Consider the following 23,381-nt stretch of genomic DNA (forward strand, 5'->3'; position numbering starts at 1 on the left):
GTGTGGGGATTTTTTTGAGTTGTTTCCAAAATGGAAACACTTACTGCCTTTGTAGAATATATTTTCTAAAAACAGTAAAAGCCGGCTAGGAACTAGTCGACTTTTTCTATGGTATGGATTCCCTTGTAAATGCACGCATTTATTATAGGGCGCTGAACTAAATCAGTCTTACACTATATCCATAGTATCAAATTATTTATAAGATGTCAACGATTTTTTTGAATACAACCATCATTTTTGTTAATTCCACATTTTTAGCATAAGCTGATTGATTCCTCTGGCAGCGCACTATAAAATTGTCTATAGCTTGTTTTTGGTAGTCTAGTACTGCAGGAGAGCAATAAGCTTTAGCCAATACTAGAAGTGAAATTAAATCGTTTACTTTCTTATAGTTTTTGTATTTGATTACATCGACTTGTTTTGCAAAAGTAGTAATAACAGCGTTAACGTTTGATAATTTATCATCCTTTTCAAACACATTAAGTAGTAAAACGCTATTATGGGCACAGGCATTTCTTATATGTCTAGCTCCATCACCTAATTCTGAAGCTTTTTTTAATGATTTACATCCGTGTTTTTGGTAGTAGAATGTTACGAATTTGATGAGACAACCATAGTCCATATGTTCTAGCAATGCCCAATATGGATAATCATGTTTTCTTTTATTAAACATAGCGTTTTGATAACGTGACTCTCTGAATTTCTTCTTTGTAAACTCGTAATATTTATTGTATTGCGAGTTTTTGAACTCAGTCAGAATGCTATATCCATCTTCTTGCGGATTATTGTTTATTTGGCGAGAAAGTTCAACCTTAATAAAATGTTCCACATCGATTGCTATGTTTAAAAGTATAGCTCTGATTTTCATATCAAGAGATGCAAGATCCTGTAAATACGAGAAATCTAAATCCACATATTTACCATCTTTCTTTTTAAAGTTTTTCCTAAAGGCAGCTAGTTTGTAGTAGTAGTTATTCTTATCCAAGAAAGTTATTGCTTGACCTATAGAAATGTTGTTGAAGGTAACATCTTTAGAAGCTAGGTGATTGATAAGTTTTCTATTATTCCATTTTGGTTGACGACTCAATAGGTAGCACCTCCTCTATACACCCCGACAACTGCATAGATCTTGATGTGTGTGTCTTCGGCTGGTGGGAAGTCTAGGATGATGTCTTCGTACTTGTCATTGAGTGATACGAGGCGTAAGCGTCCGTTTTCGGTATAGATCTTCTTAAAGTAAGAACGGTCTCCGTATGCGATAACTGCTAGGTCTCCGTTGTAGGTAGTCAGTCCTTTGTCTACTAAATAGAGAATGTCTCCGTCTTGGTAGTCAGGCTGCATGGAGTCTCCGCTGACCTTGGTAGCAATATCGTGACGTGGTGGTTGCTCGTCAACCTCTATAGTCTCTCTGTCTGTATCGTCGTACCCAAATCCGTAGTTAAATCCAGAAGCTGCTGCCGTCTCAGATACAACCTCAACTTGATACAAGCTGATAACTTCCGATACTTCGTTTATCTTCGTTTCTTCTTCGTTTTTCTGCTCTTTCAGAAGCTCCTCAGAAGTCCGTAGGACGATTTTTTTATTATCTGGGGTTAATTGTACCACCTTGTCCGTTATCTGCTGTGTGAGCGAATCTGGGGACGCTGTGGGGGTGTCTCCTTTACTAATAGATGGAAAGAAGTCATCAATACTTACACCCAAAATATCGCATAGAGAAAATAGCATATCTTGATTAGCTTTACGCTCCCCTTTTTCATATCTACTAATGGTTTGTTTTGTTGTATTTAGCTTTTGAGCAAGTTCATCTTGAGTAAAACCAGCTGATTTTCTGAATAGCTTTATCTGATTTCCTATGTATTTTTTTAAGTCCATATTTTTTACTCCTGTGATGTTATATGTAGATTATATAAAAAAGTCACCGAAAACGCAACTTTTTTTATTTTTTCATTAAAAAAGTGTTGACTTGTCACCAAAATGGTGATATAATTAAATCATGGTTGAGGTAATCAACCAAATAAAAAAGGAGGTGCAGCCAATGAGGCGACAGGAACAAAGACCTAAAAAAAGAGAATTCGGCTTAAAAATCCAAATTCTCTGGTTCAAATTCGAACTTCACTACTCAATAGAGTGGTAGAAGTTTACAAGGGGCTGACCTAAAGCCCCTCCCCTTTAAAGGGGTACTGTCATTGTATCATATAGGCTGTATCTCCTGCAAGAAAAAGGAGAAAAATATGGATTGGAAAAAATTCTTGTTTGGTAACTTTGATTACGAAAAGATGAATCAAGACAATCATGCAAAAACTTCCTTGGAAATTCGAGGTGGACTTATTCCGAGTATATTGTTCTGGTCTGGTATTATCGTACTAATTTTATATTTAATTTTCAGATAGGGAGGTGATTATGGTTTGCAAATTCTTTTGTATGAATTACGTAAATCCAAAGGATTGACGCAAAAAAATTTGGCAGATAAACTTGGGATATCCGAAACGGCATATCGTCAGAAAGAAAAGGGGCAACGTCCTTTTACTCAAGATGAAATGTTTTTCTTGCATAGTTTTTTTAATAAACCATTGCAAGAAATTTTTTCACCAAGATAGTCACCAAAATGGAAACATCAAAAAGGTCAAACTTTTTTCAAAATCGATAGAATAATTCTATCAAAACTGTTGACAAGTACCAACAGTTTTGAAAAGACCTATTAGTAGAAAGGAAAAAGTCAATGTATGGAGCGAAAATGAGGGAGCTGAGAATGGTTCAAAAGCTGGGCTTGCGTGAGCTTGCCAAGCGAACCTTGATAGACTACACGACCTTGTCACGGATCGAGAACGACTTGAAAGCAGTGACGCTGTCGCAGGCGGTGGTCATTGCCAAGGCGCTAGGGTGTAGGGTAGAAGATATGTTGTAGGAGGAAATACTATGAACAACGCAGCGCAAAAAGTAACACGGATTGACAGAGATGCCTGGGAGATCGCTACGGAGCTGGCGAACGAATACGGCGTATCTATTTGTCACATCATCAGCGAGAGCGTCCGCTACTGTGCAGAGAATGCCGAATTTAAGGAGATGGACGTTGTCGTTAAACGATTGGTAGTCGGCAGTAAGGTGCTGGAGTAGGAGGGGAAGATGGAAGTTTTTCTTTATGTGGTCATTGTATCAGCTATTACTTCATTTTTGGTGACGGTAATGCTATTGCGAGGATATTCGAATAGATTGACCGAAATGCTTGAGAATTTTTTTGACAATGAATTGCAAGCACGAAAAGAGATACAAAAACTTACTTTAGATACAATGGATAGAATTGCTAACAAAAAATAGAACAAAAAAATTCACTAATAGGAGGGGAAGAGATGAATGCAAATGTAAATGTATTTTATGAATTAACTTGTAAAGACTTGAACGAAGCGATTGACGCAAAAAATAAAATCATCGCCAATACACTTGACGATGAAACTGTTGAGATAAAAATTGAATTCTTACGTGATGTTTGAACTGTAAAATCGCTCGGAGATGGTTCTATCGTAGATCGCGTAATAGAGCCATGGTCGATTGTCTGATAGCTGTAGCTGGAGAATCGCTTTTATTGCTCTCGTTTACAGTGTAGAACATTGCAGATGCCAATGTAGCATCAAGTACAAACTTGTCTATATATTTGTGTTTCTTGCTATCGGAGTAAGTAATTGTCAGTGTAATTCGACCTTTATAATCTGGGTCTATTGATGATGTAAATTTTTGTCCTGGGGCAATCATATTTCCGATAAGTGAGTTGAAGCGGTGTACAGAATTCAATGGATCCAATTCGCCATCTATCTGAATATTATCTATATATGCTGGAGTTTGGCCAAAGTTTTTAAAAACAAAGGTACGTTGTTGATTTTTAACTGCATAGACATCTACATAAACATTAATATAAGGCTTTGCCATATCCTCTGTAGCTTTCTTTGTTTGCCAGAGTGAAATGGTATTAAAAACAAAACCGATAACTGCAATTATTACTGTGATATAGAGTGTCCAAATCTGGACATTATCATTGGTGATTTGTGGCATTAGATCACTTCCTTTCTGCTTTTATTATAGCAAAAAGGAGAGAAAAATAGAAAGGAGAGGAAGAGATGGCAAATAAGGGATTTAAAAATAGTTACATCGATAGAAAAAAATTAAGTAGTAGTCTTAAAACACTGATGACTCAACAAGCTATTGAAAGAGCAGAGCTTGCTGAGTCTCAGCGTAAGGAACTTGAAGAATTTCTCAAGGATCTGCTTTAATTATAGCAAAATGGGGAGAACAATAGGAAGGAAAGAGATATGAGCAGCCTATCAAAAAATTTACTACCAATTCAAAATTTAGAAATTAAGATAGATAGCGACTCTAGTATTCCACGAGTTATTTTGAACGGGATTGATTTTCGAGCAGAAGATATTGGTCTTCAAGGTATCAAGATAATTTGGGAGACAAAGAAAGATGAAGTGCCAGAGACACTTATTCAGGTTGATTATATAAATAACCGTGAAGCGCCTCATATAGTATCTGTCAAACAGTCGTTTAAAAATACTTTACTTAAATAGCTCTGGCGAGTTTTATTTTCATTATACCAAATTTAGAAAGGAACTTTATGAACGAAATTTTTAATTTTCACGGGCAGGAAGTCCGTACTTTGACAATTGATGACGAGCCTTGGTTTGTCGGGAAGGATGTAGCGGATATCTTAGGATATGCTAAACCTCTGGACGCAATTTCTCGGCACGTTGATGAAGATGACTCCGTGAAATACGGACTCACCGATAATCTAGGACGAACACAAAATACTATTATCATCAACGAATCTGGTCTCTACTCTCTTATCTTATCCAGCAAGTTGCCTCAAGCTAAGGAGTTCAAGCGCTGGGTGACATCAGAGGTCTTGCCAGCTATTCGTAAGCAGGGCGGATTTATTCGCGAGGATTTGGACGAGGATGCTTTTATCGCTCTCTTTACTGGACAGAAGAAATTGCGTGAGCAACAGACTAGCATGTTGGAAGATATCGACTACCTCAAGAGTGAGCAACCGATTCATCCAAGCTATGCTCAGTCGCTCCTGAAGAAGCGTAAGGCTAGGGTTGTGGCTTGCCTGGGTGGCATTGATAGCCCAGCTTATGCGGATAAGATTTTTGCTCAGTCGGTATTTAGACAAGCTGAGATTGACTTTAAAGACCACTTCAACATTAGTCGCTATGACTTGCTACCCAAGAAGCATGCGGATGCCGCTCTAGCTTACTGGATGACGTGGGAGCCAAGCACCAATACCAAGATGAAAATCATGGAACTGAACGCATTTAGTCAAGCGTAGGGAGGGAAAGAAAATGAGACCAAGACGATATCCGTATAGTGGGAAAAGAAAAAAGCAATCTGATAGACAGATCGCTAAGTTAAAAAGAGATATTGATGTAAATCGTACAAATATATCATCTTTAAAATTCGTTATAGAAACTTTAAGTAACCATCAGAATTATCGATAACTTGATAACCTTGAGCAGTTGCTTCTTCGATAATTTCAGTTTTAGACATTTCAAAATCAGATAACTGAATTACTGCGCTAGGTTTATCAGTAGTCGACTCTGAAAAATTAGATAATAGAATATTATCGAGATTTTCCCAGGTTAGTTTCTTAACAACGTGGTTTGGCTTATGGCTAAGCTTACTCATTTTTTGAACCTCCTTTCTGTTAAATTTTTGACTAAAACGGGAGAGATATTAGTCAAGAGTATTATAGCAATTTAGGAGGATATTACATCAGTCTTGAGGCTGATGTAGGAGGTTGAATGGAAGATAAAATCATCGAACTTGCTGATTACTTCATCAGTGAATCTACAACGTACAGAGAAGCTAAAATAGCGTGTGAGAAGCTATTTAGACAAGTCAGCCATGAGATAGAACTCAGAGCGCTGGAAAGTAAAACAGTTTGACAACAACGCAAAAAAGCACCTGACGAAGTCAGGCGCATACTAAAACAATTTAAACCATTATATCACAAAAATGCTTGCCCGCATAGTTGAGAGGATGTAGAAAATGGAAGGTATAACGTTACAATTACGATTAGACGGCGAAAGTGCTGAATTGTTCACAAATCAATTATTGGCTTTTGCTGAAAAGCAGGTCAAGGAGCAATTAGAGAATGATCGCATGCCAATCAATCAACAGGCTTTGATGAAGAAGTTCGGCTTTACTCATGGCTATATTAAAAAGTTAGAACGTAAAGGATTAAGATTTCGTAAGCAAGGGAAAGATATTATGTATGATATCAATGATGTTTATGAAATTTTGGAATTAGAAAAAGAAGTACGAAAATTAAGAGCATAAGGAGATTAAAAAATGTTTGAACCACCGATTTTAGACCAGTTGATGGGTGTTGGAGCTTTGCTGATTGGATTTGCAGGAGCTTGCCGTCATATCAAATTGCAAGAACAACGAGAGGAAGAAGAGAGACGAGAAGAGCAAGAATTTGCGTCTATGATTATCCAAGGATACGAACGTGGTAGAGAGGACAAATGGCAAGAAATTCGCAAGAATATCCGTCGTCCATTTCCTGGCTTTACCTACGACAACGAACCGCCTGAAGGTTTACGTCCGGAGCCATTAGCTTTGCCAGAGCCTAAAATGCACAGCTTGAAGTGAGGAGGTCAGGAAATGGAAGAATTGATTGAATGGCTGGATAACCTGACTATGATTGTTAAAGAACTGAAAGTAAGGAAATCAACTTCAAGACATTTTATCACTATATGGGAAAACGATTATAAAAATCTATTACTAGTCAAAGAATACCTAACAGACTATAAAAAACTAGCTAAGGACTATCGTGATGTGGAGCTTAAAAATAAGCTGCTAAAGATTGAAAAAATGGAGCTGGAAGGCAGGTACATCTATGAGGATATGCGAATGAAGTATCGCGCTAACCGTAGGAAGTGGGGTGCTAGGTATGTCTGAAATTAAGTGGATAAAAATCACAACCGATATTTTTGACGATGAAAAGATTTGCCTGATTGATGCCTTGCCTGATCCTGATGCCATCTTAGTGATATGGTTCAAGATTTTGACACTTGCTGGAAAACATAACAGTAATGGTTTGTTGATGATGACTGATAAGGTTCACTATACAGATGAAATGTTAGCTACTATTTTTCGTAGACCATTGAATACAGTAAGAATGGCTATTGGAGTTTTTGAACAGTTTGGGATGATTGAGATTATCGATGGTATTATTAGCTTGCCAAATTGGGAAAAACATCAAAACGTTGACGGAATGGAGAAAATAAAGGAACAGACACGCAACCGTGTAGCCAAATACCGTAAAAAACAGAAAAATCTTGCTCTTGGTAACGTTACAGGTAACGTTACAGTAACGGACGGTAACGCACTAGAAGAAGATAAAGATAAGAATAAGAATAGATTAGATAAAGATAAGAATAAGAAAAGAATAACTACTACTACTAGTAGTGGTGGTCAAGAAAATATCTTAGAACTTTTTCAATCTGAATTTCGTAGGCTCTTATCTGGATTTGAAATTGAAGAAATCAACCATCTCCTAAATGAGAATGATGTGGATTTGGTGAAAGAAGCATTGAAGACTGCTATTAACTCAGGAAAGCCGAACATCAAATATATTGGTGGGATTTTAAGAAATTGGCAGATGAACAATGTTACCACTGTTGAACAGGTTCGTCAATCAGAGAAAAAGAATAAGGATAAGAAAGAAGAACAGGAGGCCAAGGACGAATGGGGATACTAGAACTAATTGAACAATTCGAGATTGACTATTATCCGTTAAGCTACGAGAAGAAAACTCTTTTAGCAGACCAACCAATTCATCAAGTGGTTGCATGCTTGTCTGAAATGGCTAGCTGGCATGAATGTGGAGGTCGTCTGTCATGGTAGACAATGTGTTTGAGGAGATTGCCTTATCTTATCACAGGAATACAGAACAACAAGATGAGTTTTGCGAAAAGCATAACATTCCTTTGATAAAGATATTGCGGACTGAGAGTGTTGTATGCCGCATGTGTGAATCTGAGCGGATCCATGAGGAGAATCAAGCAAGAGTGAATGAACTGGCCGACGCTGAGAATGAGCGAGAGAGGAAATACTATCTTGAGAAGTTTTCTCTTTATGATGAGGTTTTGAAAAATGCGACTTTGGACAACTTTGAGACACCCACTGAAAAAGAAGCGGAAAAGCTAGCTTTTGCAAAGAGGATTTGTCGTGAGTGGTCTGAGGGGGCTAGGAACAACATCGTGTTACAAGGAGAAGCTGGAACTGGTAAGAGCCATTTGGCCTTTGCGATGGTTAAGGCTCTATCTGAGTACACGAAAGATATTGCGATTTTTATCAATGTGACGGACTTGTTGATGAAGATTAAAGCTGATTTTAGTCAGGAAGAGTTTCTGGTCAATAAAATTGCCAGTGCTAAGTTCTTGGTTTTGGATGATTTGGGCATGGAAAAGGATAGTGAGTGGTCGTTTACTATCCTCTACAATATCCTGAATAAGCGTTCAAATACAATTATTACCACCAATTTGACTTCTGCTGATATTCAGAAAAGATATGGCAGACCCTTTATGTCCAGACTGATGAAGGGTGTAGATAAAGACCATTTGATGGTTTTCAATGACTTGACAAACAAGCGGAAGCACTATTTTTAGAATGGAGGTGGCTGATGTTTATTTTAAAGCATGGAACAAGAGAGGATAAGCCCTTTCTGAGATCCGCAGTTATCGGAGTGACTGGCTTGGACATTTCATGTTCTGAGGAGAAGAAAGCCATGCGGTTTGTTTCTCGGGGGGCAGCCCTACAGGTAGGAAAGGCTTTGAGGGGTTCCTTTGGGAACTTTTACCCTGTTGAGGTGGAGTGATGTTAGAGCTTTACTTCGTCTACAACGGGCACTGCAAGTTTTACCTTGGGACGTTTGACAATGTCGATGATCTCATTGAGCAAATGGAAGATTATCAGTGGGCTTTCTCGGCTATCACTCAGCCAAGGTTTCAGAAGCACATTGGTCAGCGGACGACACGGTTTGACTATGGTGCGAAGGATTGTTACTATTTAGCAACTTTTTTCAGGAGGAGAAGAAAATGATTGAATTTATTAAAGAATTTGGAATAACTTTTCTGTGCTTTTTTATCGGTTACTCAGTTGTGGAATGTGCGACAGGAAAGGAAAAGAAAGATGATTAATAATGTTACGTTAGTGGGGCGCTTGACGAAAGACCCTGAATTAAAACATACACCGTCGAATGTGGCGGTTGCTACCTTTACTCTGGCGGTCAATCGGAATTTCAAGGGAGCCAACGGCGAGCGAGAGGCAGACTTTATCAACTGTATGATGTGGCGTAAGCAGGCGGAGCTATTCGCAGAATGGTGCAAGAAGGGCAATCTGGTCGGTGTGACGGGTCGCATCCAGACAAGGAACTATGAGAATCAGGAGGGGAGCAGGGTCTATCTGACTGAGGTGGTCGCAGATGGTTTTGAGCGACTTGAAAAGCGTGATGATACTGCTAACCGTTCGAATATTGAGGAACAAATGCCAGGATACGCCCTTGAGGAAGATGATTTTCCGTTTTAGTGGGAGGTAAGAAATATGGTTGGAGTAACCTATCAGGAAATTCATCTCTTTGTTGAGTTTTTGAAAAAGCAGTATGGGCAAGGGCGTCCAGACTATATTGAAGCCCTGAACGACTTAGACGGTATGGCGGAAGTCTCCTATAGAGAAGCTATTGAAAGATTTTTAGACGATGAATTACGATAAACAGGTAGTAATCGAAGGACTGAAACGTACAATTGAGCAAAATGAAGAGAAGATAATCGAGTATTCGAAACTGTGCGATGCACGCAAGAGACGGATTAGAGCGCTGGAGCGCGATTTGTTGAAGAAAAAGAATAAAGAATTGAGGAAAAAAGTGGAGGAGTTGGAAGATGAAATATAAAGTGACAGAATACCATTCAGATTTTCAAGAAGAACAGACTGGCACTTGCGAATTGTGTTTTGGTACAGCGTGGGTTGAAAATGGTTCAATAACGGTTGAAGATGAAAATGGAACTGAAACAGAAATTTATTTAACTGTTTGGGATTGGGGCGATTACGACACAATCTACATTGATAATGTGGTTAATTTCTCAGCTTGGTTGCAAGAAAGGGAAGTTGACCCAATCGTTGAAGAAACCGAACCTTGGTCGTGGTTGCATGAATTGGTAGAAAAATATAATGAGGAGTTGGAAGATGATGGAAGATTTAAAGAAAAAAGTTAATGCAGTATACAACTGGACGGTAGAAGACGGGAAGCCGCAACCTCCCAAGCAAGATTTACCACAAGCGGTGAAAGACCGGGCGGACTATTTTTGGGAAATGGCAGAAGATGGTATGACGTTTATGGGAGCGATGGAATGCATCTTCGCTGATGAAAAGCCTACAGACTATGATTTGGGAGCTACTAAGGATTGGTTGCCAAAATCTAAGGAGTTTGATGATTGGGTTGGCTATTCGCCAAGCATGGCTCAGATAGTTATTGCAGTTTATTTGATTTATGGAGGAAGCGAAGATGAATAAGCAGGAATTGATTAATGTCCCACGGATTTTGTTCCCTATCGGAACAGAGATTTTAATAAAAGGGAAGATAGTTGGCTTAAAGGTGCTTGCTGACAGGTTTGTTGAGAATATTGTTAAACTCGATTACGGCGAACAAATTATTGCTCCAAACGATGCGATTTATGTCAAGGACGAACCGCAACCAGTCAAAGTTCCGCAGTTTGTGGCTGAATTTATCACAGAACAGAAAAAACTGGGGCATACACTGTCCTACTCAATAGACGCAAGCATGTCTGACATAGTAGCAGAATGGTACTGGGATAATTCCGAACTCTTCGCACTCGCTTGGATTTTCGACTACGAGATCGAGGAAGAGAAGCGGTATCGGGTAAAGATGAAAGGTATCGTAAACGCACTGAGCTTTTTGAGCTATCACAAAAATGCTGATATATGGACGGTCACAGATAAAAATAATTCAGACGGACACAGAGCACACCACACCCGCAAAGAACTAGAAGAAGCTGGCTTCGGCTGGGTATTCGATTGTGAAGGTATTGAAGTTGAGGAGGTGGAGTAAATGGAAAATATAATGTTTTGGGGAATGTTTATAGCTTGCTTACTAATTTCGGCTATGACATTTTATATTATGTACTCTCAAGCGATGGTCAATAGAGATTTGGTAAGAAAATACTATGACTTAAAACAAGAACTTTTGAGAACTTTTGGTTGGGATGAATATGACTGGGCAAATAATTTTAGGGATTATGCTTGTAAAGTTGAAGGACTTATAAAGTTTAAAAAAGAAATTGAACAACTTGAAATTATTAAAAAAGCATTAGAAGTCAAAAGTTTGGAAGAATTGCAGAAGAAGAAAGAACAGATTGAAAGTGTAATCAAAACGTTAGAAAAATGAGGAGGTGGAGTGATGAATATAAAAGATTTGGAAAAAGCAGGAGAAATCAGGCAACAGATTAAAGAACTTGAAAAGTTTATCAATCACAAAAAAACGCCCCTTGAAGAAGCTTTAATATTGAGACAAGATCCGAAATTTAGGTTATCAATTAAAAATTGTACATTTTATTCTGATACAACGTTGTTTATTACATCTGAAGTTTTATCAGATGCGATTAAGGTTGTTTTGACGCGAACAATCGAGGATTTAAAAGAGCAGTTGATAGAGTTAGGAGTTGAAGTAGATTGAAACGATTCATAGCTATCTGGATTCTTCTATCTGCCGAACTAAACATCTGGCAGATGGACAGGATTGCAGAACTAGAAAAGAAGAAGCCAATGGTTATCTATAAGGCGGATAATGCAGGAGCAGAGATATTCGGTAAAGTCCTTGAGAAAGGACGACAGGGGAAGCTATACACGCTTACCATTCGTGACTACGGGGTGTTTGTAGTTACGAAGGACGTGTATGAGAAAGTGAAAGTTGGGGATGAGGTGATGTTATGATACCAAAATTTAGAGCGTGGGATAGACTGCGAAAAGAAATGAATTACAAAGTCATGGTAGGCAATTGTGACACAGATGATGAAAACTGGACTTGTCCTGTCATTTGGATTGAAGATAGAAAAAAGTGGTTACATTTTGATGATTATGACTCTATCATGCAATCAACAGGACTCAAGGATAAGAACGGCAAAGAGGTCTTTGTCGGAGATATTATCAAATGCACAAGAGGATGTCCACATGAAGTGTATTTAGAAAAAGAATATGGTGGTACATTCATAGGTGGAATGCCAGCTGTATACCTAAAAGACTTGGGAGAAGGATATGCGTGGACTGAGCATGAAGAAGTCATCGGCAACATCTACGAAAACCCTGAATTTTTGGAGGAATAAAAAAGCCCAATCCATAAGGACTAGGCTTCGAAGATGAAATTGTAGAGTTGGACAACCTTCTGAAAACTGGTTGTATCCATGGTTGTGATTTTTTGAGCCCTGCGCTCTCTAAAGTCAAAAGTATAGAGTTGGAGTGGATTGACAGAGCCATCTACCTTATTGGAACGCACAGGAACGAGCAGACCTTGTTCTTCTAGTCTGCTTTGACCGTGTGTAATAGGGCATACAGCAACAAATCCCGTCCGCTCCGAATATTCTCTACGAGAGACGACAATAGCAGGACGGCGTTTCTGAATCTCACGTCCAACAGACGGGTCGAAGTCAATCCAGATGATGTCCTGTTTTTCTGGGATGTAATCATATTTCGCTGTCAAGGAATCTTACCCCCTCGAAGTCATCTTCCATGCGTAGGTCTGCATCGCCACTAAATGGGTCTGGAATTTTTGGAGCCAGGACAATGACATTATCTACACCCTTGTAGACAAACATTTCCTGACCTTCTGGAACGTTGAGTGTTTTGGGAATGGTCACAGTGACAGAGTTCCCAACCTTACGAGTTTTAACAGTATTCATTTGTTTCTCCTTTATTTTGTATACATACAGTATACACCTAAAAAGGGAGCAAGGCAAGAAAAAAGCCAGCACAGCTGACTCCTCGTGTTATAGTTTCGCATAACTATTATATCATGAGGAGGAGTTCGTGTGCAAATAGAATTATTGGATATCATCGATGAAAAGAAGACAAGAAAGGAAGCTATCAAAGTCCTTAAAAAATACAGTCGTCTGAGACGGATTGCTGGAGAAGAATACGCTCCAAAAATAACAATATCCTACTCGCTTGAACCAAAATCATCAAGTGGTCAGACAAGTAAGCAGGTAGAAAGCATGGTCGTGCGTAGAGTGTCAGCTCAGCAGGATTTAGAACTAATCGCTAAAGCAATCAACAATCTTTCTGATATGGAATACACACGTATCCTAATCGAACGATATTGCAGGAAGAAAAGGAGGGAAGACTACAGCATCTACTCAGAACTAGGCTACTCATCCAGTGAGTATTATCGGATATTAAACAAAGCTCTATTAGAGTTTGCAGAGTCCTATCAAGCTAGCAACCTTTTAGTCTACAAGTGATTTCTGGGAAAATCTTGGGAAAAATCTGGGAAAATCTTGGGAGAATTGGAACGAAAAAAGGTGCTAAAATAGTATTATCCAATGATTGGCAACGAACAGTCATGAGGACTCCTAAAAATGCAGAGGCTTTGGCCTCTTAGACAGTAAGGACAGGTTAGCAGGTTGTTTGGGTCTCCTTGAAACTTTTACCAAACGTGCGTTTTACTGCTAGACCAGCTGGTTCAATTCCAGCTACTGTCATATTCAACGCCACGACCAGTGGCTTTTTATGTAGGAAAGGAGAGGTACATGAATAAAGTAGAACCAATTCGTGATTTAGACGATATAGAACGAATCAAAGATTACTTGAAAAACAAAAGTGATAGAAACTATGTTTTATTCATGTTTGGAATCTACTCTGGTTTAAGAGTGAGCGACATAGTACCTCTTCAAGTCAAGCAAGTAATTGCTGATAGGATTGAACTAAAAGAGAAGAAGACTGGTAAGATAAGGTATTTTCCAATCAGCCCCCCTCTCAGAAAAGAAATCAATCGATACATTAAAGATAATCAGTTAGCAGAGTACGACTATCTCTTTCCAAGTAAAAAGAAAAAGAGAACAGATGGTGTTCGTATCACACACATTGGAAGAGTAGCAGTCTATCAAATACTTCAAGATGCAGCTAAATATGTAGGTTTGAATCATATAGGAACTCATTCGATGAGGAAGACATTTGGATATCATCATTACAAAAAGAATAGTAATGTAGCTATCCTACAAAAGATATTCAATCATTCCACACCAGACATCACACTAGGATATATCGGTTATAGTCAAGACGAACTTGACCAGAGTATACTATCATTTGATTACTAAATAGCCTATCTATTTTACATAATGAGAAAATGTAAATTAGTTTTTAGAAAAATATGGTAGAAGCCTTGATACTCTTGACTTTGAAGTTGTTTAATTTTATTTAACAGAATATAAGATATGTTAAATACAAGAGGGGGTGGGTGCACTAAAAACACCCCTACTTTGAAAGATACCGAGGGGGTATATTTGAGAATACCAACCCCCTCCCTTAAAAAGAAAGGACCCCCTCCCCAGATGAATACCACCCCCATCCGAGCAGACCGTAGTGGACCCCATAGAGTAGCCTTTGAGAAGAACAAGAAGATTATCTTAAAGACAAGAAACACTTGTGGGATATGTGGCCAGCCTGTAGACAAAGACCTGAGATATCCTCATCCATTAAGTCCAGTCATTGATCACATCGTTCCAGTAAATAAGAACGGACATCCATCAGACATTGCTAACTTGCAATTGGCGCACTGGCAATGCAATAGACAGAAGTCTGACAAGCTATATGCTGATGAGAAGACAAACGGAACAAAGGTCATTGGTAATAGGAACTTGCCACAAAGCACAGATTGGTTTAAATATAAGAGTTAATATTAAAACCATCAGTAATCATTTACAAAAATAAATAGACCTTGTTTAAAAAAATAATTAGATAGAAAATGAAAAAAGGACGAGTGTTCCTGCCAAGGTGGGGGGGATGACCCCCTCCCCCTCGGTGCTTCAGGGCTTCACACCGTCACTGTACATTTTTTCTCGCGGGAAATGAAAGGTAGTTGTATAAAATGACATTGAAAGGTATGGGCTATCTCAGGAAGAAGCTAGCCAATTACAAAATGGGTGTAGATACTAGATACAAACAGTATGCTATGCAACACAACGATATAGATGTTGGTATTACGATACCCCCTCAAATCAGGCAACAATATCGGGCGGTCTTAGGTTGGGCTGCTAAAGGTGTTGATAGCCTAGCAGACCGTTTGGTCTTTCGTGAGTTTGCTAATGATGAGTTTGGGGCAAATGAAATCTTTGCTCAGAACAATCCAGATGTATTCTTTGATAGCGCGATCCTTTCAGCATTGATTGGGTCGTGTTGTTTTGTCTACATCTCGCAAGGAGATGACGATGACGCTCCTAGGTTGCAGGTTATCGAGGCAAGCAATGCGACTGGTGTTCTGGATCCTATCACTGGCTTGCTAACTGAGGGATATGCAGTCTTGAAACGGGATGACAATGGTTATGCCGTGCTTGAGGCTTATTTTACTAGTGATGTGACTTGGTTCTATCCGAAAGATGGTAAGCAGTTTGCAATCGGAAATCCAACTGGGGTTCCTTTGCTGGTGCCAGTCATTCATAGACCTGATGCGGTTCGGCCGTTTGGTCGGTCACGAATTACTCGGGCTGGGATGTACTATCAGAGATATGCTAAACGAACGCTTGAGCGGTCAGATGTGACTGCTGAGTTCTATTCATTCCCTCAGAAGTATGTATTGGGATTGAGTCAAGATGCTGAGGCAATTGACACATGGAAAGCGACTGTATCTAGCTTACTTACATTTACGAAAGATGATGAAGGGGACAAGCCGAATGTGGGACAATTCACCACGTCTAGCATGTCTCCTTTTACTGAGCAGTTACGGACTGCAGCGGCTGGATTTGCTGGAGAAATGGGCTTGACCTTGGATGACCTTGGCTTTGTGTCTGACAATCCGTCATCTGTTGAAGCTATCAAAGCTAGTCATGAGAACTTGCGGTTAGCTGGTCGGAAGGCTCAGCGCTCTCTAGGTTCTGGTCTGCTGAATGTGGCTTATGTCGCAACTTGTTTACGTGATGAGTTTCCGTATCTGAGAAAGCAGTTCAATAAAACGGTTGTGAAGTGGGAGCCTTTGTTTGAGGCGGACGCTAACATGCTGACCTTGATTGGTGATGGTGTTATCAAACTGAATCAAGCGGTGCCTGGTTATATGGATGCTGAAACCATCCGTGACTTGACTGGAATTAAGGGGTCAGACAAGCCTGCTCCAGTAGTGAAGGAGGGTGCAGATGGTGGAGGATATCGTTCCGAGCCTGCTCAAGAAAATCAAGTCTGAGTTTGAAGGTGCTAGGTTGGACAGCGAGGTCTTGAAAGACTTACTGTCTAAACTGCATCATAGTAAGGCAAGTTATTTGGACGCTAATCAATATGCTATTGAAATTGGGGAGATACTTTCTAAGGCTCTGGGAGCCTCTCTAACGAACGAAACACTACCAGACGGTAAAATGTATTACAATATCGCTCAACGTGTGCTGACGGACGTTCTGGGGCGAAATTACGAGCTTGTGAGTGATTATACTGAACAAGTTCAGAAGAATTTGAACTCTGAGGCTAAAATTGGGTTAGCTGCTCAGGTTCCTGAACTCAATCAAGACCGAATTGATGGTCTGGTTAATCGTTTAGCAAGTGAGGAAAGTTTTGATGATGTAAAATGGTTGCTTGATGATCCGATTGTAAATTTTAGTCAGAGCATTGTGGATGATAGCATTCGAAAAAATGTGGAGTTTCATCATAAAGTGGGGCTGAGTCCGAAAATTGTTCGAAGAGTTGTCGGTCATCCGTGCAAATGGTGCAAGAGTTTAGAGGGTTCATACAATTATCCAGAAGTTCCCAAGGATATATATAGACGGCATGGCAATTGTAGATGTACTGTTGACTATCATCCTGGTAATGGGAAGAAACAGAATGTTCATACTAAACGTTGGGCAGAATCTCAAAAAAGTGCTAAAATAGAAGTATTAAAAGGTGTAGGCTTACCTGTTCAATCTGGTGCAAGAAATTATTTTCGTGATGAATCTAATGATGATATTTTGCCAAAAGATTTTATTAAAGCAGAAAAGCACGCTTATCTTACGTATGACAAAATAAAAAATAGTAATCAAGAATTAGAGAAGCGAAAAATTTACTCGAACATTGGAAAGTTTAAGGAAATGAAAGACTTTACCAAGGAAGATGTTGATATTGCTTTTAATCATGTTTTTAATGATATCCATATTTTAAAAGACGGGGAAAGCTTATTTCATCCAGAAGTCAATATGGCAGAGTCGTGGGAGCGTCTGATTACTGGTAAGGATATCCAATCACATGATTTGATATTATTGAAACACGAGCGATTGGAGCATGATTATATGTATGTCAGAGGGAATATGGATTATGATACTGCTCATGCTAAAACAGATGAAACATATAATTATGGTAATGCTTTGACTCGATATTTGGAAAGGAAGAATAATGTTAAAATTTAATTTGATTGAAGTTGTGAACGGTTTTTACCATTACGAGGTCTTTCCTGAGGGTGATGTGAGTAGAAGGGAGATTTTTGAATTTAACCCTTCTACCCGTGAGATAAAGCGAAATGATCCCCCGAAATATGGTTTTGATTATGTGTCAAAATGCATCATAAATCTAAAAAATGAAGACGGCAGTTTGAAAGAATCAGGGCAAGTTGCTTGGTATTAAGCACCTAGAGAAATCTAAGTGCTTTTATTATGCTTAGAAAGGAGTAACAATGGGAAACACGATTGATTTTTCAGAGAAAAAGTCTAGTCTGGAGCGCGGTGCTTCCGTGAAAGAAATTTTGGAGGAAAATCTTGAGGCTAGTCATGACTACACTTCGGTATTGGTAGTTTCTTTGGATAAAGATGGTGAGATAAATCTTGGCTATAGCTGGGATAGTAGTTTGCAGGCATTGGGAATGCTAGATGTTGCTAAAAACTATATTTTGAACGTAATCAATTAAATCATCCCAGCGATAGGGTTATCATGCGGTACGATTGAAAGGAGCAGTGGATGGCTAGAAAGAAACTTGGCAATCAGAATCCTACTCAATCGGTAATTTTAAAGTACGTCAAGAAAAATTCTAAGGCGAAAGAAGCGGTAGAAATCTACGAACGGACGGGTCTTTCTTGCTATGCTTGGCAAATCAACTTACTGACATCCATCATGGCGGTTGACAAGAATGGTTTGTGGGTGCATCAAAAATTCGGCTACTCTATTCCTCGTCGTAATGGGAAGTCCGAACTCTTGTATCTTTTTGAACTTTGGGGCCTGCATAATGGACTAAACATCCTACACACGGCTCATAGAATATCCACCTCTCATTCCTCTTTTGAAAAGGTTAAACGTTACCTTGAAAAAATGGGATATGTGGACGGTGAGCACTTTAGCTCTATACGAGCCAAGGGACAAGAGCGGATTGAACTGTTTGACGGCGGTGGGATTGTACAATTTCGTACCAGAACATCCAATGGTGGTTTGGGGGAAGGTTTTGACCTTCTTGTAATCGATGAGGCTCAGGAATATACGACTGAGCAGGAATCGGCTTTGAAATATACGGTAACGGATAGTAGCAATCCAATCACAATCATGTGTGGGACACCTCCTACACCTGTTTCAAATGGGACGGTATTCACCAATTACCGTAAGAATTGCCTTTTTGGGAAAGGAAAATACTCAGGTTGGGCGGAGTGGTCGGTTTCTGAGGAAAAAGAAATCGATGATGTCGATGCCTGGTATAACTCCAATCCCTCTATGGGTTACCATTTGAATGAGCGGAAGATAGAAGCTGAGCTTGGTGATGATAAGCTAGACCATAATGTTCAGCGTTTGGGTTATTGGCCAGAATACAACCAGAAATCTGCTATTTCGGAAACGGAATGGAATGAGTTGTGCGTTGACTCTATGCCTGATTTGTCAGGTAAGTTGTTTGTTGGAGTCAAATATGGTCAAGATGGCGCAAACGTGGCATTAAGTATTGCTGTTCGTACTGTAGATGAGCGGATTTTTGTTGAGACGATTGACTGTCAGTCAGTCCGTAACGGAAATGACTGGATTTTGGATTTTGTCAAGCGTGCCGATGTGGCTACTATCGTAGTCGATGGGGCAAGCGGTCAGAAAATCCTTGATGAAGAGTTGAAGAAGGAACGCATGAAGAGCGTGATATTGCCTACGGTCAAGGAAATCATCGTGGCCAACTCTATGTGGGAACAAGGGATTTATCAAAAGACTTTGTGCCATGCTGGTCAACCGTCTTTGAAGAAAATCACAACCAACTGTGAGAAGCGGAATATCGGTTCAAACGGTGGGTTTGGCTATCGCTCGCATTTTGCGGATATGGATATTTCTTTGATGGATAGCGCCTTGCTTGCGCATTGGGCTTGTGTGACAACTAAGCCTAAGAAAAAGCAAAAAATCAGTTATTAAGAAGAGCGGTTGAGAGACTGCTTTTTTTGATGCCTAAAAATTACCGAACTGCCGGGAAAGCAGGAGAAAGGAGACATGAAGATGTCTGAATTTAAAACGATTGAAACACAGGAAGAGCTAGATAACATCGTGAAGGAACGTATCAGACGTGAGCGTGAAAAATTCGGTGATTATGATGATCTCAAGAAACGTGTTTCAGAACTGGAAACTGAAAACAGTGCTTTGAAGTCTACTGTTGAAGATGACAAGCAAGCTAGAGCGGGATTAGATGCTCAAATCACTGAGTTGCAGGGGCAAGTGAGCAATTATGAAACTGCTAGCTTGCGAACTCGTATCGCTTTACAAAATGGCTTGCCTTATGACTTGGCTGACCGTCTTCAAGGCGCTGACGAAGAGGCATTGAGGGCTGACGCTGAGCGTCTAGCTGGCTTTATGCGTCCAGCAATACCTCAAGCACCGCTAAGAGATACGGAGCCCCCTATCGGTGATGACAAAACTATGCAAATGAAGCAAATGCTTCGTGAATTACAACCAAAAGGAGAATAGAAATTATGACAGATAATGCAATGAAAGCTGGAACACTTTTTAAACCAGAACTAGTAAAAGAAGTTATTAGTAAAGTACAGGGACATTCTGTACTTGCTAAGCTCGCATCTCAAACACCGATTCCTTTCAATGGAGTGGAGCAATTCATCTTCAACCTTGAAGGTAATGCTCAAATTGTTGGGGAGGGAGAACAAAAACAAGCTGGGAAAGCTAAAATTACTTCAAAAATTATTAAACCCATTAAATTCGTTTATCAAGCTCGTATGACAGATGAATTTAAATATGCATCAGAAGAAAAACAAATGAATTTCTTGTTAGAATACATTGATGGATTCGCCAAAAAAATTGCTGAAGGATTTGATCTTGCTGCTATTCACGGTCTTGAACCAAAATCCATGACAGATGCAACTTTCCGTGCAACAAACTCATTTGACGGTGTGATTACTGGTAATATTGTTACATATGATGAAGCGCATATCGATGATAATATTGATGCTGCAGTTCAAACGATTGTAGCGAAAGGTGGGGAAGTGACAGGCCTTGCCTTGTCTCCAACTGCAGGCCAAAACTTGGCTAAAATTAAGGTTAACGGAGTTGTTCAATATCCTGAGTTTCGCTTTGGTCAAAATCCAGATTCGTTCTACGGTATGAAGTCAGATATTAGTAAAAACCTTACTGTAACTGGTGGTACTGCTGAAACAGACCACGCTATTGTAGGGGATTTCCAAAATCGCTTCAAGTGGGGTTATGCTGAAAATATCCCGATGGAAATCATTGAATACGGTGATCCAGATGGAGCAGGTCGTGACCTTAAAGCCTACAATGAAATCTGCTTACGTGCAGAAGCCTTTATCGGTTGGGGCATCCTTGATGAAGAAGCCTTTGCCCGTGTGAAAGCGTAAGTTCTATGGCTTTATACCGTGATTTAAAATCAGGCGTAATAATTGCCTCCGAGTGTATTCTCGGGGGTAATTGGGTACCTGTGGAAAAGCAAGTGATTGAGGAAGAACATCTGACTGTCGTTGAGTTAAAATCTAGTTTAGATGAGCTGGGTATTCACTATGAAAAGAATGCCAAGAAGTCAGAGCTACTCAGTCTTTATAAGAGTCATAAAGGGTAATTTATGGGAAATTTTGCAAAGATTGAAGACTTGGAATTGTTGTGGCGCTCGTTGAAATTTGATGAGCGTGCAAGGGCTGAGGCTTTGTTGGAAGTTGTATCTAATTCTTTGCGAGTTGAAGCTAAAAAAGTCGGTAAAGACCTTGACGATATGGTAGCCGAAAGCGTGTCATTCGCTAGTGTTGCCAAATCTGTCACGGTCGATATCGTGGCACGAACCCTCATGACCTCAACAGACCATGAACCAATGACTCAGGTTGCTGAAAGTGCCTTAGGTTATTCGTTTAGTGGTTCTTACCTTGTGCCTGGGGGCGGTCTTTTTATCAAAGATACCGAACTTAAAAGGCTTGGTTTGAAGAAAACACAACGATATGGAGCGATTGAGATTTATGACCTACCTAAAAGGAATCCCTGTCATTTTAATAGACAAGGTGGAAATTGGTAATGACGATTTCGGTCATCCAATCCATCGTGATGTTGAGATTGAGGTTCAAAATGTATTGGTTGCCCCAACTTCATCAGAGGACGTCATCAATCAAATGAACTTGACTGGGAAAAAGGCGGAATATACACTTGGTATTCCCAAAGGAGATACTAACAAGTGGGAAAACCGTGAGGTCAAGTTCTTTGGTCGTAAATGGCGGACAATTGGCTTTCCTCAAGAGGGAATTGAGTCAATGATTCCATTATCTTGGAATAGAAAGGTCATGGTTGAAGTTTATGAGTGATATGAAATTTCAATTGAACTCGGCTGGCGTGTCTGCCTTGCTACGTTCTTCCGAAATGCAGGGCATTTTGAGGGAGAAAGGGCAAGGGATTGCAAGCAGAGCTGGTAAGGGGTTTGAATTGACTGTATCTCCAGGGCAAAAGCGTGCCAATGCAAAGATTAGTACGACTGACATCAAGAGTATGGCCAGAAATAAAAAACATAATATTTTACTGAAGGCTATGAGATGATCGAATTAGTTATAAAGAAATTTTTGGACGGACAGTTAGATGTTCCGTCTTTTTTTGAGCATAAACCGAATATGCCTGAAAGTTATGTCATTTTAGAAAAGACTGGAAGTGGTGGAAGCGACTACGTTCATTCCGCTACATTCGCTTTTCAAAGTTATGCACCATCACTTCAAAAGGCTGCTGAGTTGAATGAGAAAGTCAAGAGAGTAGTTGAGAATCTCATCACAGTCAAGGAAGTTAGCGGTGTACATCACAATAGTGACTACAACTTTACAGACACGGAAACGAAGCAATATCGCTATCAAGCGGTATATGACATCAATTATTTTTAAAAAGGAGGTGTAGTTTTGGCGCCAGAATTAGAAGCACCAGAAGCAAGAACACCAAATGCAGAATCAACAGGAGGAAAGAATATGACGACTGCATCAGCATCAAATGTAACGGCTGCTAAGCCCAAAATCGGAGGGGCGGTTTCTACTGCTCCAGCTGGAACAGATCTTCCAACGAATGCAAAAACAGACTTGAACCCAGCATTTAAAACGCTTGGGTATATTTCAGAAGATGGATTGACCAATGAGAACTCACCAGAGTCAGAAGAAGTCAAGGCTTGGGGAGGACAAACAGTCTTGTCTTCTCAAACTGAAAAGAAAGATACCTTCAAATACAAATTGATTGAGGGTCTTAACATTGAAGTATTGAAAGAAGTGTATGGCCCAGATAACGTTTCAGGAACGCTTGAAACAGGTATCACTGTAAAAGCCAATGGTAAAGAGTTGCCAGAACATAGCTTGGTTATTGATACTTTGCTGAAAAATGGCTATGTGAAACGTGTTGTCATTCCTCGTGGTAAGGTTAGCGAAATTGGCGAAATCAGCTATAAAGACGGCGAACCTATCGGCTATGAATTGACAATCACTGCATTACCAGACAACAGTGAGAACACTCACTACGAATACATTCAAGGAGCGTAAAATAAATGAGTAAAACATTCAAAGGGGAAACGAAGTTAGGTTTTAAATTCGAAATTTCTGAGCGTCGTTTAAACAACTATGAATTGTTGGAATTGATTGGTGAAGTTGACGAAGGACAAGGTCAAGTCTTTCCTAAAGTTGTAAAACTTTTATTCGGAGATGAGCAAGCCAAGGCTTTTAAAGACC

General features: G+C 39.6%; 50 protein-coding genes. 44 read left to right on the forward strand and 6 right to left on the reverse strand.

Annotation, left to right across the window (positions count from 1 at the left end):
* Nucleotides 1-196: 196 nt before the first annotated feature.
* A complete protein-coding gene (locus tag HT669_RS02560) occupies nt 197-1,087 on the reverse strand; it encodes an Abi family protein (protein ID WP_000089905.1) in 891 nt (296 codons plus the stop codon).
* A complete protein-coding gene (locus HT669_RS02565; RefSeq protein ID WP_172922644.1) occupies nt 1,084-1,872 on the reverse strand; it encodes a S24 family peptidase in 789 nt (262 codons plus the stop codon). Before HT669_RS02565 ends, HT669_RS02560 begins: the two co-directional genes overlap by 4 nt.
* A gap of 359 nt (nt 1,873-2,231) precedes the next feature.
* On the opposite strand from HT669_RS02565, the gene HT669_RS02570 reads away from it, so the two are divergent.
* The 6 genes from HT669_RS02570 (at nt 2,232) to HT669_RS02595 (ending at nt 3,488) form a co-directional block, all read left to right on the forward strand.
* Nucleotides 2,232-2,390: a hypothetical protein gene (locus tag HT669_RS02570; RefSeq protein WP_153300024.1), complete on the forward strand. Its 159-nt coding sequence runs from the start codon at nt 2,232-2,234 to the stop codon at nt 2,388-2,390.
* 15 nt (nt 2,391-2,405) lie between these two features.
* Nucleotides 2,406-2,597: a helix-turn-helix transcriptional regulator gene (locus HT669_RS02575; protein ID WP_050207544.1), complete on the forward strand. Its 192-nt coding sequence runs from the start codon at nt 2,406-2,408 to the stop codon at nt 2,595-2,597.
* A 122-nt stretch (nt 2,598-2,719) separates the two neighbouring features.
* Nucleotides 2,720-2,905: a helix-turn-helix transcriptional regulator gene (locus tag HT669_RS02580; RefSeq protein WP_050207545.1), complete on the forward strand. Its 186-nt coding sequence runs from the start codon at nt 2,720-2,722 to the stop codon at nt 2,903-2,905.
* A gap of 11 nt (nt 2,906-2,916) precedes the next feature.
* Nucleotides 2,917-3,114: a hypothetical protein gene (locus tag HT669_RS02585; RefSeq protein ID WP_001057655.1), complete on the forward strand. Its 198-nt coding sequence runs from the start codon at nt 2,917-2,919 to the stop codon at nt 3,112-3,114.
* 9 nt (nt 3,115-3,123) lie between these two features.
* Entirely contained in the window at nt 3,124-3,315 is a 192-nt protein-coding gene (locus HT669_RS02590; protein WP_000451679.1) for a hypothetical protein, read from the forward strand.
* Nucleotides 3,316-3,347: 32 nt separating this feature from the next.
* Entirely contained in the window at nt 3,348-3,488 is a 141-nt protein-coding gene (locus HT669_RS02595; RefSeq protein ID WP_000993373.1) for a hypothetical protein, read from the forward strand.
* Between the two features lie 25 nt (nt 3,489-3,513).
* On the opposite strand, the gene HT669_RS02600 is transcribed toward HT669_RS02595, so the two are convergent.
* Nucleotides 3,514-4,044 carry a hypothetical protein gene (locus HT669_RS02600; RefSeq protein ID WP_001135683.1) on the reverse strand — a complete coding sequence of 177 codons (531 nt, stop codon included), beginning with the start codon at nt 4,042-4,044 and terminating at the stop codon, nt 3,514-3,516.
* A gap of 65 nt (nt 4,045-4,109) precedes the next feature.
* On the opposite strand from HT669_RS02600, the gene HT669_RS02605 reads away from it, so the two are divergent.
* The 3 genes from HT669_RS02605 to HT669_RS02615 are packed head-to-tail and all read left to right on the forward strand — an operon-like array spanning nt 4,110 to nt 5,323.
* The gene (locus tag HT669_RS02605) at nt 4,110-4,262 is read left to right on the forward strand and encodes a hypothetical protein (RefSeq protein WP_001284486.1); all 153 of its coding nucleotides are present in this window, start codon (nt 4,110-4,112) and stop codon (nt 4,260-4,262) included.
* A 39-nt stretch (nt 4,263-4,301) separates the two neighbouring features.
* Nucleotides 4,302-4,562, forward strand: a complete 261-nt coding sequence (locus HT669_RS02610) for a hypothetical protein (protein ID WP_023940072.1) — start codon at nt 4,302-4,304, stop codon at nt 4,560-4,562.
* 47 nt (nt 4,563-4,609) lie between these two features.
* Nucleotides 4,610-5,323 carry an ORF6C domain-containing protein gene (locus HT669_RS02615; RefSeq protein ID WP_050207546.1) on the forward strand — a complete coding sequence of 238 codons (714 nt, stop codon included), beginning with the start codon at nt 4,610-4,612 and terminating at the stop codon, nt 5,321-5,323.
* 131 nt (nt 5,324-5,454) lie between these two features.
* Here the strand turns inward: HT669_RS02615 and HT669_RS02620 are convergent, their stop codons facing one another.
* Nucleotides 5,455-5,679 (reverse strand): hypothetical protein, encoded by a 225-nt coding sequence (locus tag HT669_RS02620; protein ID WP_000040988.1) that lies wholly within the window; start codon nt 5,677-5,679, stop codon nt 5,455-5,457.
* Nucleotides 5,680-5,795: 116 nt separating this feature from the next.
* Between HT669_RS02620 and HT669_RS02625 the strand changes: the two genes are divergently transcribed.
* The 19 genes from HT669_RS02625 (at nt 5,796) to HT669_RS02710 (ending at nt 12,395) form a co-directional block, all read left to right on the forward strand.
* Nucleotides 5,796-5,939, forward strand: a complete 144-nt coding sequence (locus HT669_RS02625) for a hypothetical protein (protein ID WP_000389586.1) — start codon at nt 5,796-5,798, stop codon at nt 5,937-5,939.
* Between the two features lie 103 nt (nt 5,940-6,042).
* Nucleotides 6,043-6,333 carry a hypothetical protein gene (locus tag HT669_RS02630; protein ID WP_000398534.1) on the forward strand — a complete coding sequence of 97 codons (291 nt, stop codon included), beginning with the start codon at nt 6,043-6,045 and terminating at the stop codon, nt 6,331-6,333.
* 12 nt (nt 6,334-6,345) lie between these two features.
* Nucleotides 6,346-6,648, forward strand: coding sequence for a hypothetical protein (locus HT669_RS02635; protein ID WP_050207547.1), 303 nt, complete (start codon nt 6,346-6,348; stop codon nt 6,646-6,648).
* A 12-nt stretch (nt 6,649-6,660) separates the two neighbouring features.
* A complete protein-coding gene (locus HT669_RS02640) occupies nt 6,661-6,957 on the forward strand; it encodes a hypothetical protein (RefSeq protein WP_050207548.1) in 297 nt (98 codons plus the stop codon).
* On the forward strand, nt 6,950-7,759 hold the full coding sequence (locus HT669_RS02645; protein WP_001289773.1) for a phage replisome organizer N-terminal domain-containing protein: 810 nt from the start codon (nt 6,950-6,952) through the stop codon (nt 7,757-7,759). The genes HT669_RS02640 and HT669_RS02645 overlap by 8 nt, the downstream gene beginning before the upstream one ends.
* The gene (locus HT669_RS02650) at nt 7,747-7,905 is read left to right on the forward strand and encodes a hypothetical protein (RefSeq protein ID WP_000511763.1); all 159 of its coding nucleotides are present in this window, start codon (nt 7,747-7,749) and stop codon (nt 7,903-7,905) included. The genes HT669_RS02645 and HT669_RS02650 overlap by 13 nt, the downstream gene beginning before the upstream one ends.
* On the forward strand, nt 7,899-8,669 hold the full coding sequence (locus tag HT669_RS02655) for an ATP-binding protein (protein WP_172930238.1): 771 nt from the start codon (nt 7,899-7,901) through the stop codon (nt 8,667-8,669). Before HT669_RS02650 ends, HT669_RS02655 begins: the two co-directional genes overlap by 7 nt.
* Nucleotides 8,670-8,683: 14 nt before the next feature.
* Nucleotides 8,684-8,878 carry a hypothetical protein gene (locus HT669_RS02660; RefSeq protein ID WP_000470308.1) on the forward strand — a complete coding sequence of 65 codons (195 nt, stop codon included), beginning with the start codon at nt 8,684-8,686 and terminating at the stop codon, nt 8,876-8,878.
* A complete protein-coding gene (locus tag HT669_RS11470; RefSeq protein WP_101514645.1) occupies nt 8,878-9,102 on the forward strand; it encodes a hypothetical protein in 225 nt (74 codons plus the stop codon). Before HT669_RS02660 ends, HT669_RS11470 begins: the two co-directional genes overlap by 1 nt.
* Nucleotides 9,103-9,192: 90 nt before the next feature.
* Nucleotides 9,193-9,588, forward strand: a complete 396-nt coding sequence (ssb, locus tag HT669_RS02665) for a single-stranded DNA-binding protein (protein WP_172922643.1) — start codon at nt 9,193-9,195, stop codon at nt 9,586-9,588.
* A 15-nt stretch (nt 9,589-9,603) separates the two neighbouring features.
* Complete coding sequence (locus tag HT669_RS02670) at nt 9,604-9,771, forward strand: hypothetical protein (protein WP_000233205.1); 168 nt, start codon at nt 9,604-9,606, stop codon at nt 9,769-9,771.
* Nucleotides 9,758-9,949, forward strand: coding sequence for a hypothetical protein (locus HT669_RS02675; RefSeq protein WP_172922642.1), 192 nt, complete (start codon nt 9,758-9,760; stop codon nt 9,947-9,949). Before HT669_RS02670 ends, HT669_RS02675 begins: the two co-directional genes overlap by 14 nt.
* Nucleotides 9,939-10,271, forward strand: coding sequence for a hypothetical protein (locus tag HT669_RS02680; RefSeq protein ID WP_172922641.1), 333 nt, complete (start codon nt 9,939-9,941; stop codon nt 10,269-10,271). Before HT669_RS02675 ends, HT669_RS02680 begins: the two co-directional genes overlap by 11 nt.
* Entirely contained in the window at nt 10,243-10,569 is a 327-nt protein-coding gene (locus tag HT669_RS02685; protein ID WP_172922645.1) for a hypothetical protein, read from the forward strand. The genes HT669_RS02680 and HT669_RS02685 overlap by 29 nt, the downstream gene beginning before the upstream one ends.
* Entirely contained in the window at nt 10,562-11,125 is a 564-nt protein-coding gene (locus tag HT669_RS02690) for a DUF1642 domain-containing protein (protein WP_172922640.1), read from the forward strand. Before HT669_RS02685 ends, HT669_RS02690 begins: the two co-directional genes overlap by 8 nt.
* Nucleotides 11,126-11,461, forward strand: coding sequence for a hypothetical protein (locus HT669_RS02695; RefSeq protein ID WP_172922639.1), 336 nt, complete (start codon nt 11,126-11,128; stop codon nt 11,459-11,461). It begins immediately after the preceding gene.
* A gap of 12 nt (nt 11,462-11,473) precedes the next feature.
* Nucleotides 11,474-11,749, forward strand: a complete 276-nt coding sequence (locus tag HT669_RS02700; protein WP_050242942.1) for a hypothetical protein — start codon at nt 11,474-11,476, stop codon at nt 11,747-11,749.
* On the forward strand, nt 11,746-12,006 hold the full coding sequence (locus HT669_RS02705) for a DUF1372 family protein (protein ID WP_172922638.1): 261 nt from the start codon (nt 11,746-11,748) through the stop codon (nt 12,004-12,006). Before HT669_RS02700 ends, HT669_RS02705 begins: the two co-directional genes overlap by 4 nt.
* On the forward strand, nt 12,003-12,395 hold the full coding sequence (locus tag HT669_RS02710; RefSeq protein WP_172922637.1) for a YopX family protein: 393 nt from the start codon (nt 12,003-12,005) through the stop codon (nt 12,393-12,395). The genes HT669_RS02705 and HT669_RS02710 overlap by 4 nt, the downstream gene beginning before the upstream one ends.
* Before the next feature lie 20 nt (nt 12,396-12,415).
* On the opposite strand, the gene HT669_RS02715 is transcribed toward HT669_RS02710, so the two are convergent.
* Both HT669_RS02715 and HT669_RS02720 read right to left on the reverse strand, forming a co-directional pair.
* The gene (locus HT669_RS02715) at nt 12,416-12,769 is read right to left on the reverse strand and encodes a type II toxin-antitoxin system PemK/MazF family toxin (RefSeq protein WP_112445311.1); all 354 of its coding nucleotides are present in this window, start codon (nt 12,767-12,769) and stop codon (nt 12,416-12,418) included.
* A complete protein-coding gene (locus HT669_RS02720) occupies nt 12,753-12,968 on the reverse strand; it encodes an AbrB family transcriptional regulator (protein ID WP_049524334.1) in 216 nt (71 codons plus the stop codon). Before HT669_RS02720 ends, HT669_RS02715 begins: the two co-directional genes overlap by 17 nt.
* A 129-nt stretch (nt 12,969-13,097) precedes the next feature.
* Between HT669_RS02720 and HT669_RS02725 the strand changes: the two genes are divergently transcribed.
* From HT669_RS02725 to HT669_RS02800, 16 genes are all read left to right on the forward strand, one after another.
* Complete coding sequence (locus tag HT669_RS02725) at nt 13,098-13,526, forward strand: ArpU family phage packaging/lysis transcriptional regulator (RefSeq protein ID WP_172922636.1); 429 nt, start codon at nt 13,098-13,100, stop codon at nt 13,524-13,526.
* Nucleotides 13,527-13,814: 288 nt separating this feature from the next.
* Complete coding sequence (locus HT669_RS02730; protein ID WP_172922635.1) at nt 13,815-14,381, forward strand: site-specific integrase; 567 nt, start codon at nt 13,815-13,817, stop codon at nt 14,379-14,381.
* 234 nt (nt 14,382-14,615) lie between these two features.
* Nucleotides 14,616-14,960, forward strand: a complete 345-nt coding sequence (locus tag HT669_RS02735) for an HNH endonuclease signature motif containing protein (RefSeq protein ID WP_119942458.1) — start codon at nt 14,616-14,618, stop codon at nt 14,958-14,960.
* A 191-nt stretch (nt 14,961-15,151) separates the two neighbouring features.
* Nucleotides 15,152-16,456, forward strand: coding sequence for a hypothetical protein (locus HT669_RS02740; protein ID WP_172922634.1), 1,305 nt, complete (start codon nt 15,152-15,154; stop codon nt 16,454-16,456).
* Complete coding sequence (locus HT669_RS10970; protein WP_240148712.1) at nt 16,410-17,645, forward strand: hypothetical protein; 1,236 nt, start codon at nt 16,410-16,412, stop codon at nt 17,643-17,645. Before HT669_RS02740 ends, HT669_RS10970 begins: the two co-directional genes overlap by 47 nt.
* The gene (locus HT669_RS02750) at nt 17,632-17,859 is read left to right on the forward strand and encodes a hypothetical protein (RefSeq protein WP_112445646.1); all 228 of its coding nucleotides are present in this window, start codon (nt 17,632-17,634) and stop codon (nt 17,857-17,859) included. The genes HT669_RS10970 and HT669_RS02750 overlap by 14 nt, the downstream gene beginning before the upstream one ends.
* A 49-nt stretch (nt 17,860-17,908) precedes the next feature.
* Nucleotides 17,909-18,139, forward strand: coding sequence for a hypothetical protein (locus tag HT669_RS02755; protein WP_050216382.1), 231 nt, complete (start codon nt 17,909-17,911; stop codon nt 18,137-18,139).
* 50 nt (nt 18,140-18,189) lie between these two features.
* Nucleotides 18,190-19,602 (forward strand): terminase large subunit, encoded by a 1,413-nt coding sequence (locus HT669_RS02760; protein ID WP_172922633.1) that lies wholly within the window; start codon nt 18,190-18,192, stop codon nt 19,600-19,602.
* Nucleotides 19,603-19,683: 81 nt separating this feature from the next.
* On the forward strand, nt 19,684-20,148 hold the full coding sequence (locus tag HT669_RS02765; protein WP_172922632.1) for a DUF4355 domain-containing protein: 465 nt from the start codon (nt 19,684-19,686) through the stop codon (nt 20,146-20,148).
* Between the two features lie 5 nt (nt 20,149-20,153).
* Nucleotides 20,154-21,050 (forward strand): phage major capsid protein, encoded by an 897-nt coding sequence (locus HT669_RS02770; RefSeq protein ID WP_172922631.1) that lies wholly within the window; start codon nt 20,154-20,156, stop codon nt 21,048-21,050.
* Between the two features lie 80 nt (nt 21,051-21,130).
* Nucleotides 21,131-21,268: a HeH/LEM domain-containing protein gene (locus HT669_RS11475; RefSeq protein WP_345789518.1), complete on the forward strand. Its 138-nt coding sequence runs from the start codon at nt 21,131-21,133 to the stop codon at nt 21,266-21,268.
* A 3-nt stretch (nt 21,269-21,271) separates the two neighbouring features.
* Nucleotides 21,272-21,712: a phage Gp19/Gp15/Gp42 family protein gene (locus HT669_RS02780; RefSeq protein ID WP_172922629.1), complete on the forward strand. Its 441-nt coding sequence runs from the start codon at nt 21,272-21,274 to the stop codon at nt 21,710-21,712.
* On the forward strand, nt 21,657-21,995 hold the full coding sequence (locus HT669_RS02785; protein WP_172922628.1) for a hypothetical protein: 339 nt from the start codon (nt 21,657-21,659) through the stop codon (nt 21,993-21,995). The genes HT669_RS02780 and HT669_RS02785 overlap by 56 nt, the downstream gene beginning before the upstream one ends.
* A gap of 1 nt (nt 21,996) precedes the next feature.
* Nucleotides 21,997-22,224, forward strand: a complete 228-nt coding sequence (locus HT669_RS02790; protein ID WP_240153501.1) for a hypothetical protein — start codon at nt 21,997-21,999, stop codon at nt 22,222-22,224.
* Nucleotides 22,221-22,556, forward strand: coding sequence for a hypothetical protein (locus HT669_RS02795; protein WP_172922627.1), 336 nt, complete (start codon nt 22,221-22,223; stop codon nt 22,554-22,556). Before HT669_RS02790 ends, HT669_RS02795 begins: the two co-directional genes overlap by 4 nt.
* An 81-nt stretch (nt 22,557-22,637) precedes the next feature.
* Nucleotides 22,638-23,195: a hypothetical protein gene (locus HT669_RS02800; protein ID WP_050365303.1), complete on the forward strand. Its 558-nt coding sequence runs from the start codon at nt 22,638-22,640 to the stop codon at nt 23,193-23,195.
* Nucleotides 23,196-23,381 lie beyond the last annotated feature (186 nt).

Origin of the sequence: Streptococcus sp. 2100 (genome assembly GCF_013276335.1) — a bacterium.
GTDB lineage: Bacteria > Bacillota > Bacilli > Lactobacillales > Streptococcaceae > Streptococcus > Streptococcus pseudopneumoniae.

What these genes read in the sequence shown, in the direction of transcription:
- HT669_RS02615 (WP_050207546.1), top strand. Translation starts at nt 4,610, where the DNA reads ATGAACGAAATTTTTAATTTTCACGGGCAGGAAGTCCGTACTTTGACA.
- HT669_RS02800 (WP_050365303.1), top strand. Translation starts at nt 22,638, where the DNA reads ATGACGACTGCATCAGCATCAAATGTAACGGCTGCTAAGCCCAAAATC.
- HT669_RS02750 (WP_112445646.1), top strand. Translation starts at nt 17,632, where the DNA reads ATGTTAAAATTTAATTTGATTGAAGTTGTGAACGGTTTTTACCATTAC.
- HT669_RS02740 (WP_172922634.1), top strand. Translation starts at nt 15,152, where the DNA reads ATGACATTGAAAGGTATGGGCTATCTCAGGAAGAAGCTAGCCAATTAC.
- HT669_RS02640 (WP_050207548.1), top strand. Translation starts at nt 6,661, where the DNA reads ATGGAAGAATTGATTGAATGGCTGGATAACCTGACTATGATTGTTAAA.
- HT669_RS02580 (WP_050207545.1), top strand. Translation starts at nt 2,720, where the DNA reads ATGTATGGAGCGAAAATGAGGGAGCTGAGAATGGTTCAAAAGCTGGGC.
- HT669_RS02645 (WP_001289773.1), top strand. Translation starts at nt 6,950, where the DNA reads ATGTCTGAAATTAAGTGGATAAAAATCACAACCGATATTTTTGACGAT.
- HT669_RS02795 (WP_172922627.1), top strand. Translation starts at nt 22,221, where the DNA reads ATGATCGAATTAGTTATAAAGAAATTTTTGGACGGACAGTTAGATGTT.
- HT669_RS02780 (WP_172922629.1), top strand. Translation starts at nt 21,272, where the DNA reads ATGGGAAATTTTGCAAAGATTGAAGACTTGGAATTGTTGTGGCGCTCG.
- HT669_RS02755 (WP_050216382.1), top strand. Translation starts at nt 17,909, where the DNA reads ATGGGAAACACGATTGATTTTTCAGAGAAAAAGTCTAGTCTGGAGCGC.
- HT669_RS02760 (WP_172922633.1), top strand. Translation starts at nt 18,190, where the DNA reads ATGGCTAGAAAGAAACTTGGCAATCAGAATCCTACTCAATCGGTAATT.
- HT669_RS02735 (WP_119942458.1), top strand. Translation starts at nt 14,616, where the DNA reads ATGAATACCACCCCCATCCGAGCAGACCGTAGTGGACCCCATAGAGTA.
- HT669_RS02570 (WP_153300024.1), top strand. Translation starts at nt 2,232, where the DNA reads ATGGATTGGAAAAAATTCTTGTTTGGTAACTTTGATTACGAAAAGATG.
- HT669_RS02625 (WP_000389586.1), top strand. Translation starts at nt 5,796, where the DNA reads ATGGAAGATAAAATCATCGAACTTGCTGATTACTTCATCAGTGAATCT.
- HT669_RS02635 (WP_050207547.1), top strand. Translation starts at nt 6,346, where the DNA reads ATGTTTGAACCACCGATTTTAGACCAGTTGATGGGTGTTGGAGCTTTG.
- HT669_RS02605 (WP_001284486.1), top strand. Translation starts at nt 4,110, where the DNA reads ATGGCAAATAAGGGATTTAAAAATAGTTACATCGATAGAAAAAAATTA.
- HT669_RS02690 (WP_172922640.1), top strand. Translation starts at nt 10,562, where the DNA reads ATGAATAAGCAGGAATTGATTAATGTCCCACGGATTTTGTTCCCTATC.
- HT669_RS02790 (WP_240153501.1), top strand. Translation starts at nt 21,997, where the DNA reads ATGAAATTTCAATTGAACTCGGCTGGCGTGTCTGCCTTGCTACGTTCT.
- HT669_RS02680 (WP_172922641.1), top strand. Translation starts at nt 9,939, where the DNA reads ATGAAATATAAAGTGACAGAATACCATTCAGATTTTCAAGAAGAACAG.
- HT669_RS02610 (WP_023940072.1), top strand. Translation starts at nt 4,302, where the DNA reads ATGAGCAGCCTATCAAAAAATTTACTACCAATTCAAAATTTAGAAATT.
- HT669_RS02770 (WP_172922631.1), top strand. Translation starts at nt 20,154, where the DNA reads ATGACAGATAATGCAATGAAAGCTGGAACACTTTTTAAACCAGAACTA.
- HT669_RS02565 (WP_172922644.1), bottom strand. Translation starts at nt 1,872, where the DNA reads ATGGACTTAAAAAAATACATAGGAAATCAGATAAAGCTATTCAGAAAA.
- ssb (WP_172922643.1), top strand. Translation starts at nt 9,193, where the DNA reads ATGATTAATAATGTTACGTTAGTGGGGCGCTTGACGAAAGACCCTGAA.
- HT669_RS02660 (WP_000470308.1), top strand. Translation starts at nt 8,684, where the DNA reads ATGTTTATTTTAAAGCATGGAACAAGAGAGGATAAGCCCTTTCTGAGA.
- HT669_RS10970 (WP_240148712.1), top strand. Translation starts at nt 16,410, where the DNA reads ATGGTGGAGGATATCGTTCCGAGCCTGCTCAAGAAAATCAAGTCTGAG.
- HT669_RS02695 (WP_172922639.1), top strand. Translation starts at nt 11,126, where the DNA reads ATGGAAAATATAATGTTTTGGGGAATGTTTATAGCTTGCTTACTAATT.
- HT669_RS11470 (WP_101514645.1), top strand. Translation starts at nt 8,878, where the DNA reads ATGTTAGAGCTTTACTTCGTCTACAACGGGCACTGCAAGTTTTACCTT.
- HT669_RS02720 (WP_049524334.1), bottom strand. Translation starts at nt 12,968, where the DNA reads ATGAATACTGTTAAAACTCGTAAGGTTGGGAACTCTGTCACTGTGACC.
- HT669_RS02595 (WP_000993373.1), top strand. Translation starts at nt 3,348, where the DNA reads ATGAATGCAAATGTAAATGTATTTTATGAATTAACTTGTAAAGACTTG.
- HT669_RS02585 (WP_001057655.1), top strand. Translation starts at nt 2,917, where the DNA reads ATGAACAACGCAGCGCAAAAAGTAACACGGATTGACAGAGATGCCTGG.
- HT669_RS02785 (WP_172922628.1), top strand. Translation starts at nt 21,657, where the DNA reads ATGACCTACCTAAAAGGAATCCCTGTCATTTTAATAGACAAGGTGGAA.
- HT669_RS02710 (WP_172922637.1), top strand. Translation starts at nt 12,003, where the DNA reads ATGATACCAAAATTTAGAGCGTGGGATAGACTGCGAAAAGAAATGAAT.
- HT669_RS02700 (WP_050242942.1), top strand. Translation starts at nt 11,474, where the DNA reads ATGAATATAAAAGATTTGGAAAAAGCAGGAGAAATCAGGCAACAGATT.
- HT669_RS02670 (WP_000233205.1), top strand. Translation starts at nt 9,604, where the DNA reads ATGGTTGGAGTAACCTATCAGGAAATTCATCTCTTTGTTGAGTTTTTG.
- HT669_RS02675 (WP_172922642.1), top strand. Translation starts at nt 9,758, where the DNA reads ATGAATTACGATAAACAGGTAGTAATCGAAGGACTGAAACGTACAATT.
- HT669_RS02655 (WP_172930238.1), top strand. Translation starts at nt 7,899, where the DNA reads ATGGTAGACAATGTGTTTGAGGAGATTGCCTTATCTTATCACAGGAAT.
- HT669_RS02685 (WP_172922645.1), top strand. Translation starts at nt 10,243, where the DNA reads ATGATGGAAGATTTAAAGAAAAAAGTTAATGCAGTATACAACTGGACG.
- HT669_RS02630 (WP_000398534.1), top strand. Translation starts at nt 6,043, where the DNA reads ATGGAAGGTATAACGTTACAATTACGATTAGACGGCGAAAGTGCTGAA.
- HT669_RS02765 (WP_172922632.1), top strand. Translation starts at nt 19,684, where the DNA reads ATGTCTGAATTTAAAACGATTGAAACACAGGAAGAGCTAGATAACATC.
- HT669_RS02650 (WP_000511763.1), top strand. Translation starts at nt 7,747, where the DNA reads ATGGGGATACTAGAACTAATTGAACAATTCGAGATTGACTATTATCCG.
- HT669_RS02730 (WP_172922635.1), top strand. Translation starts at nt 13,815, where the DNA reads ATGAATAAAGTAGAACCAATTCGTGATTTAGACGATATAGAACGAATC.
- HT669_RS02600 (WP_001135683.1), bottom strand. Translation starts at nt 4,044, where the DNA reads ATGCCACAAATCACCAATGATAATGTCCAGATTTGGACACTCTATATC.
- HT669_RS02620 (WP_000040988.1), bottom strand. Translation starts at nt 5,679, where the DNA reads ATGAGTAAGCTTAGCCATAAGCCAAACCACGTTGTTAAGAAACTAACC.
- HT669_RS02590 (WP_000451679.1), top strand. Translation starts at nt 3,124, where the DNA reads ATGGAAGTTTTTCTTTATGTGGTCATTGTATCAGCTATTACTTCATTT.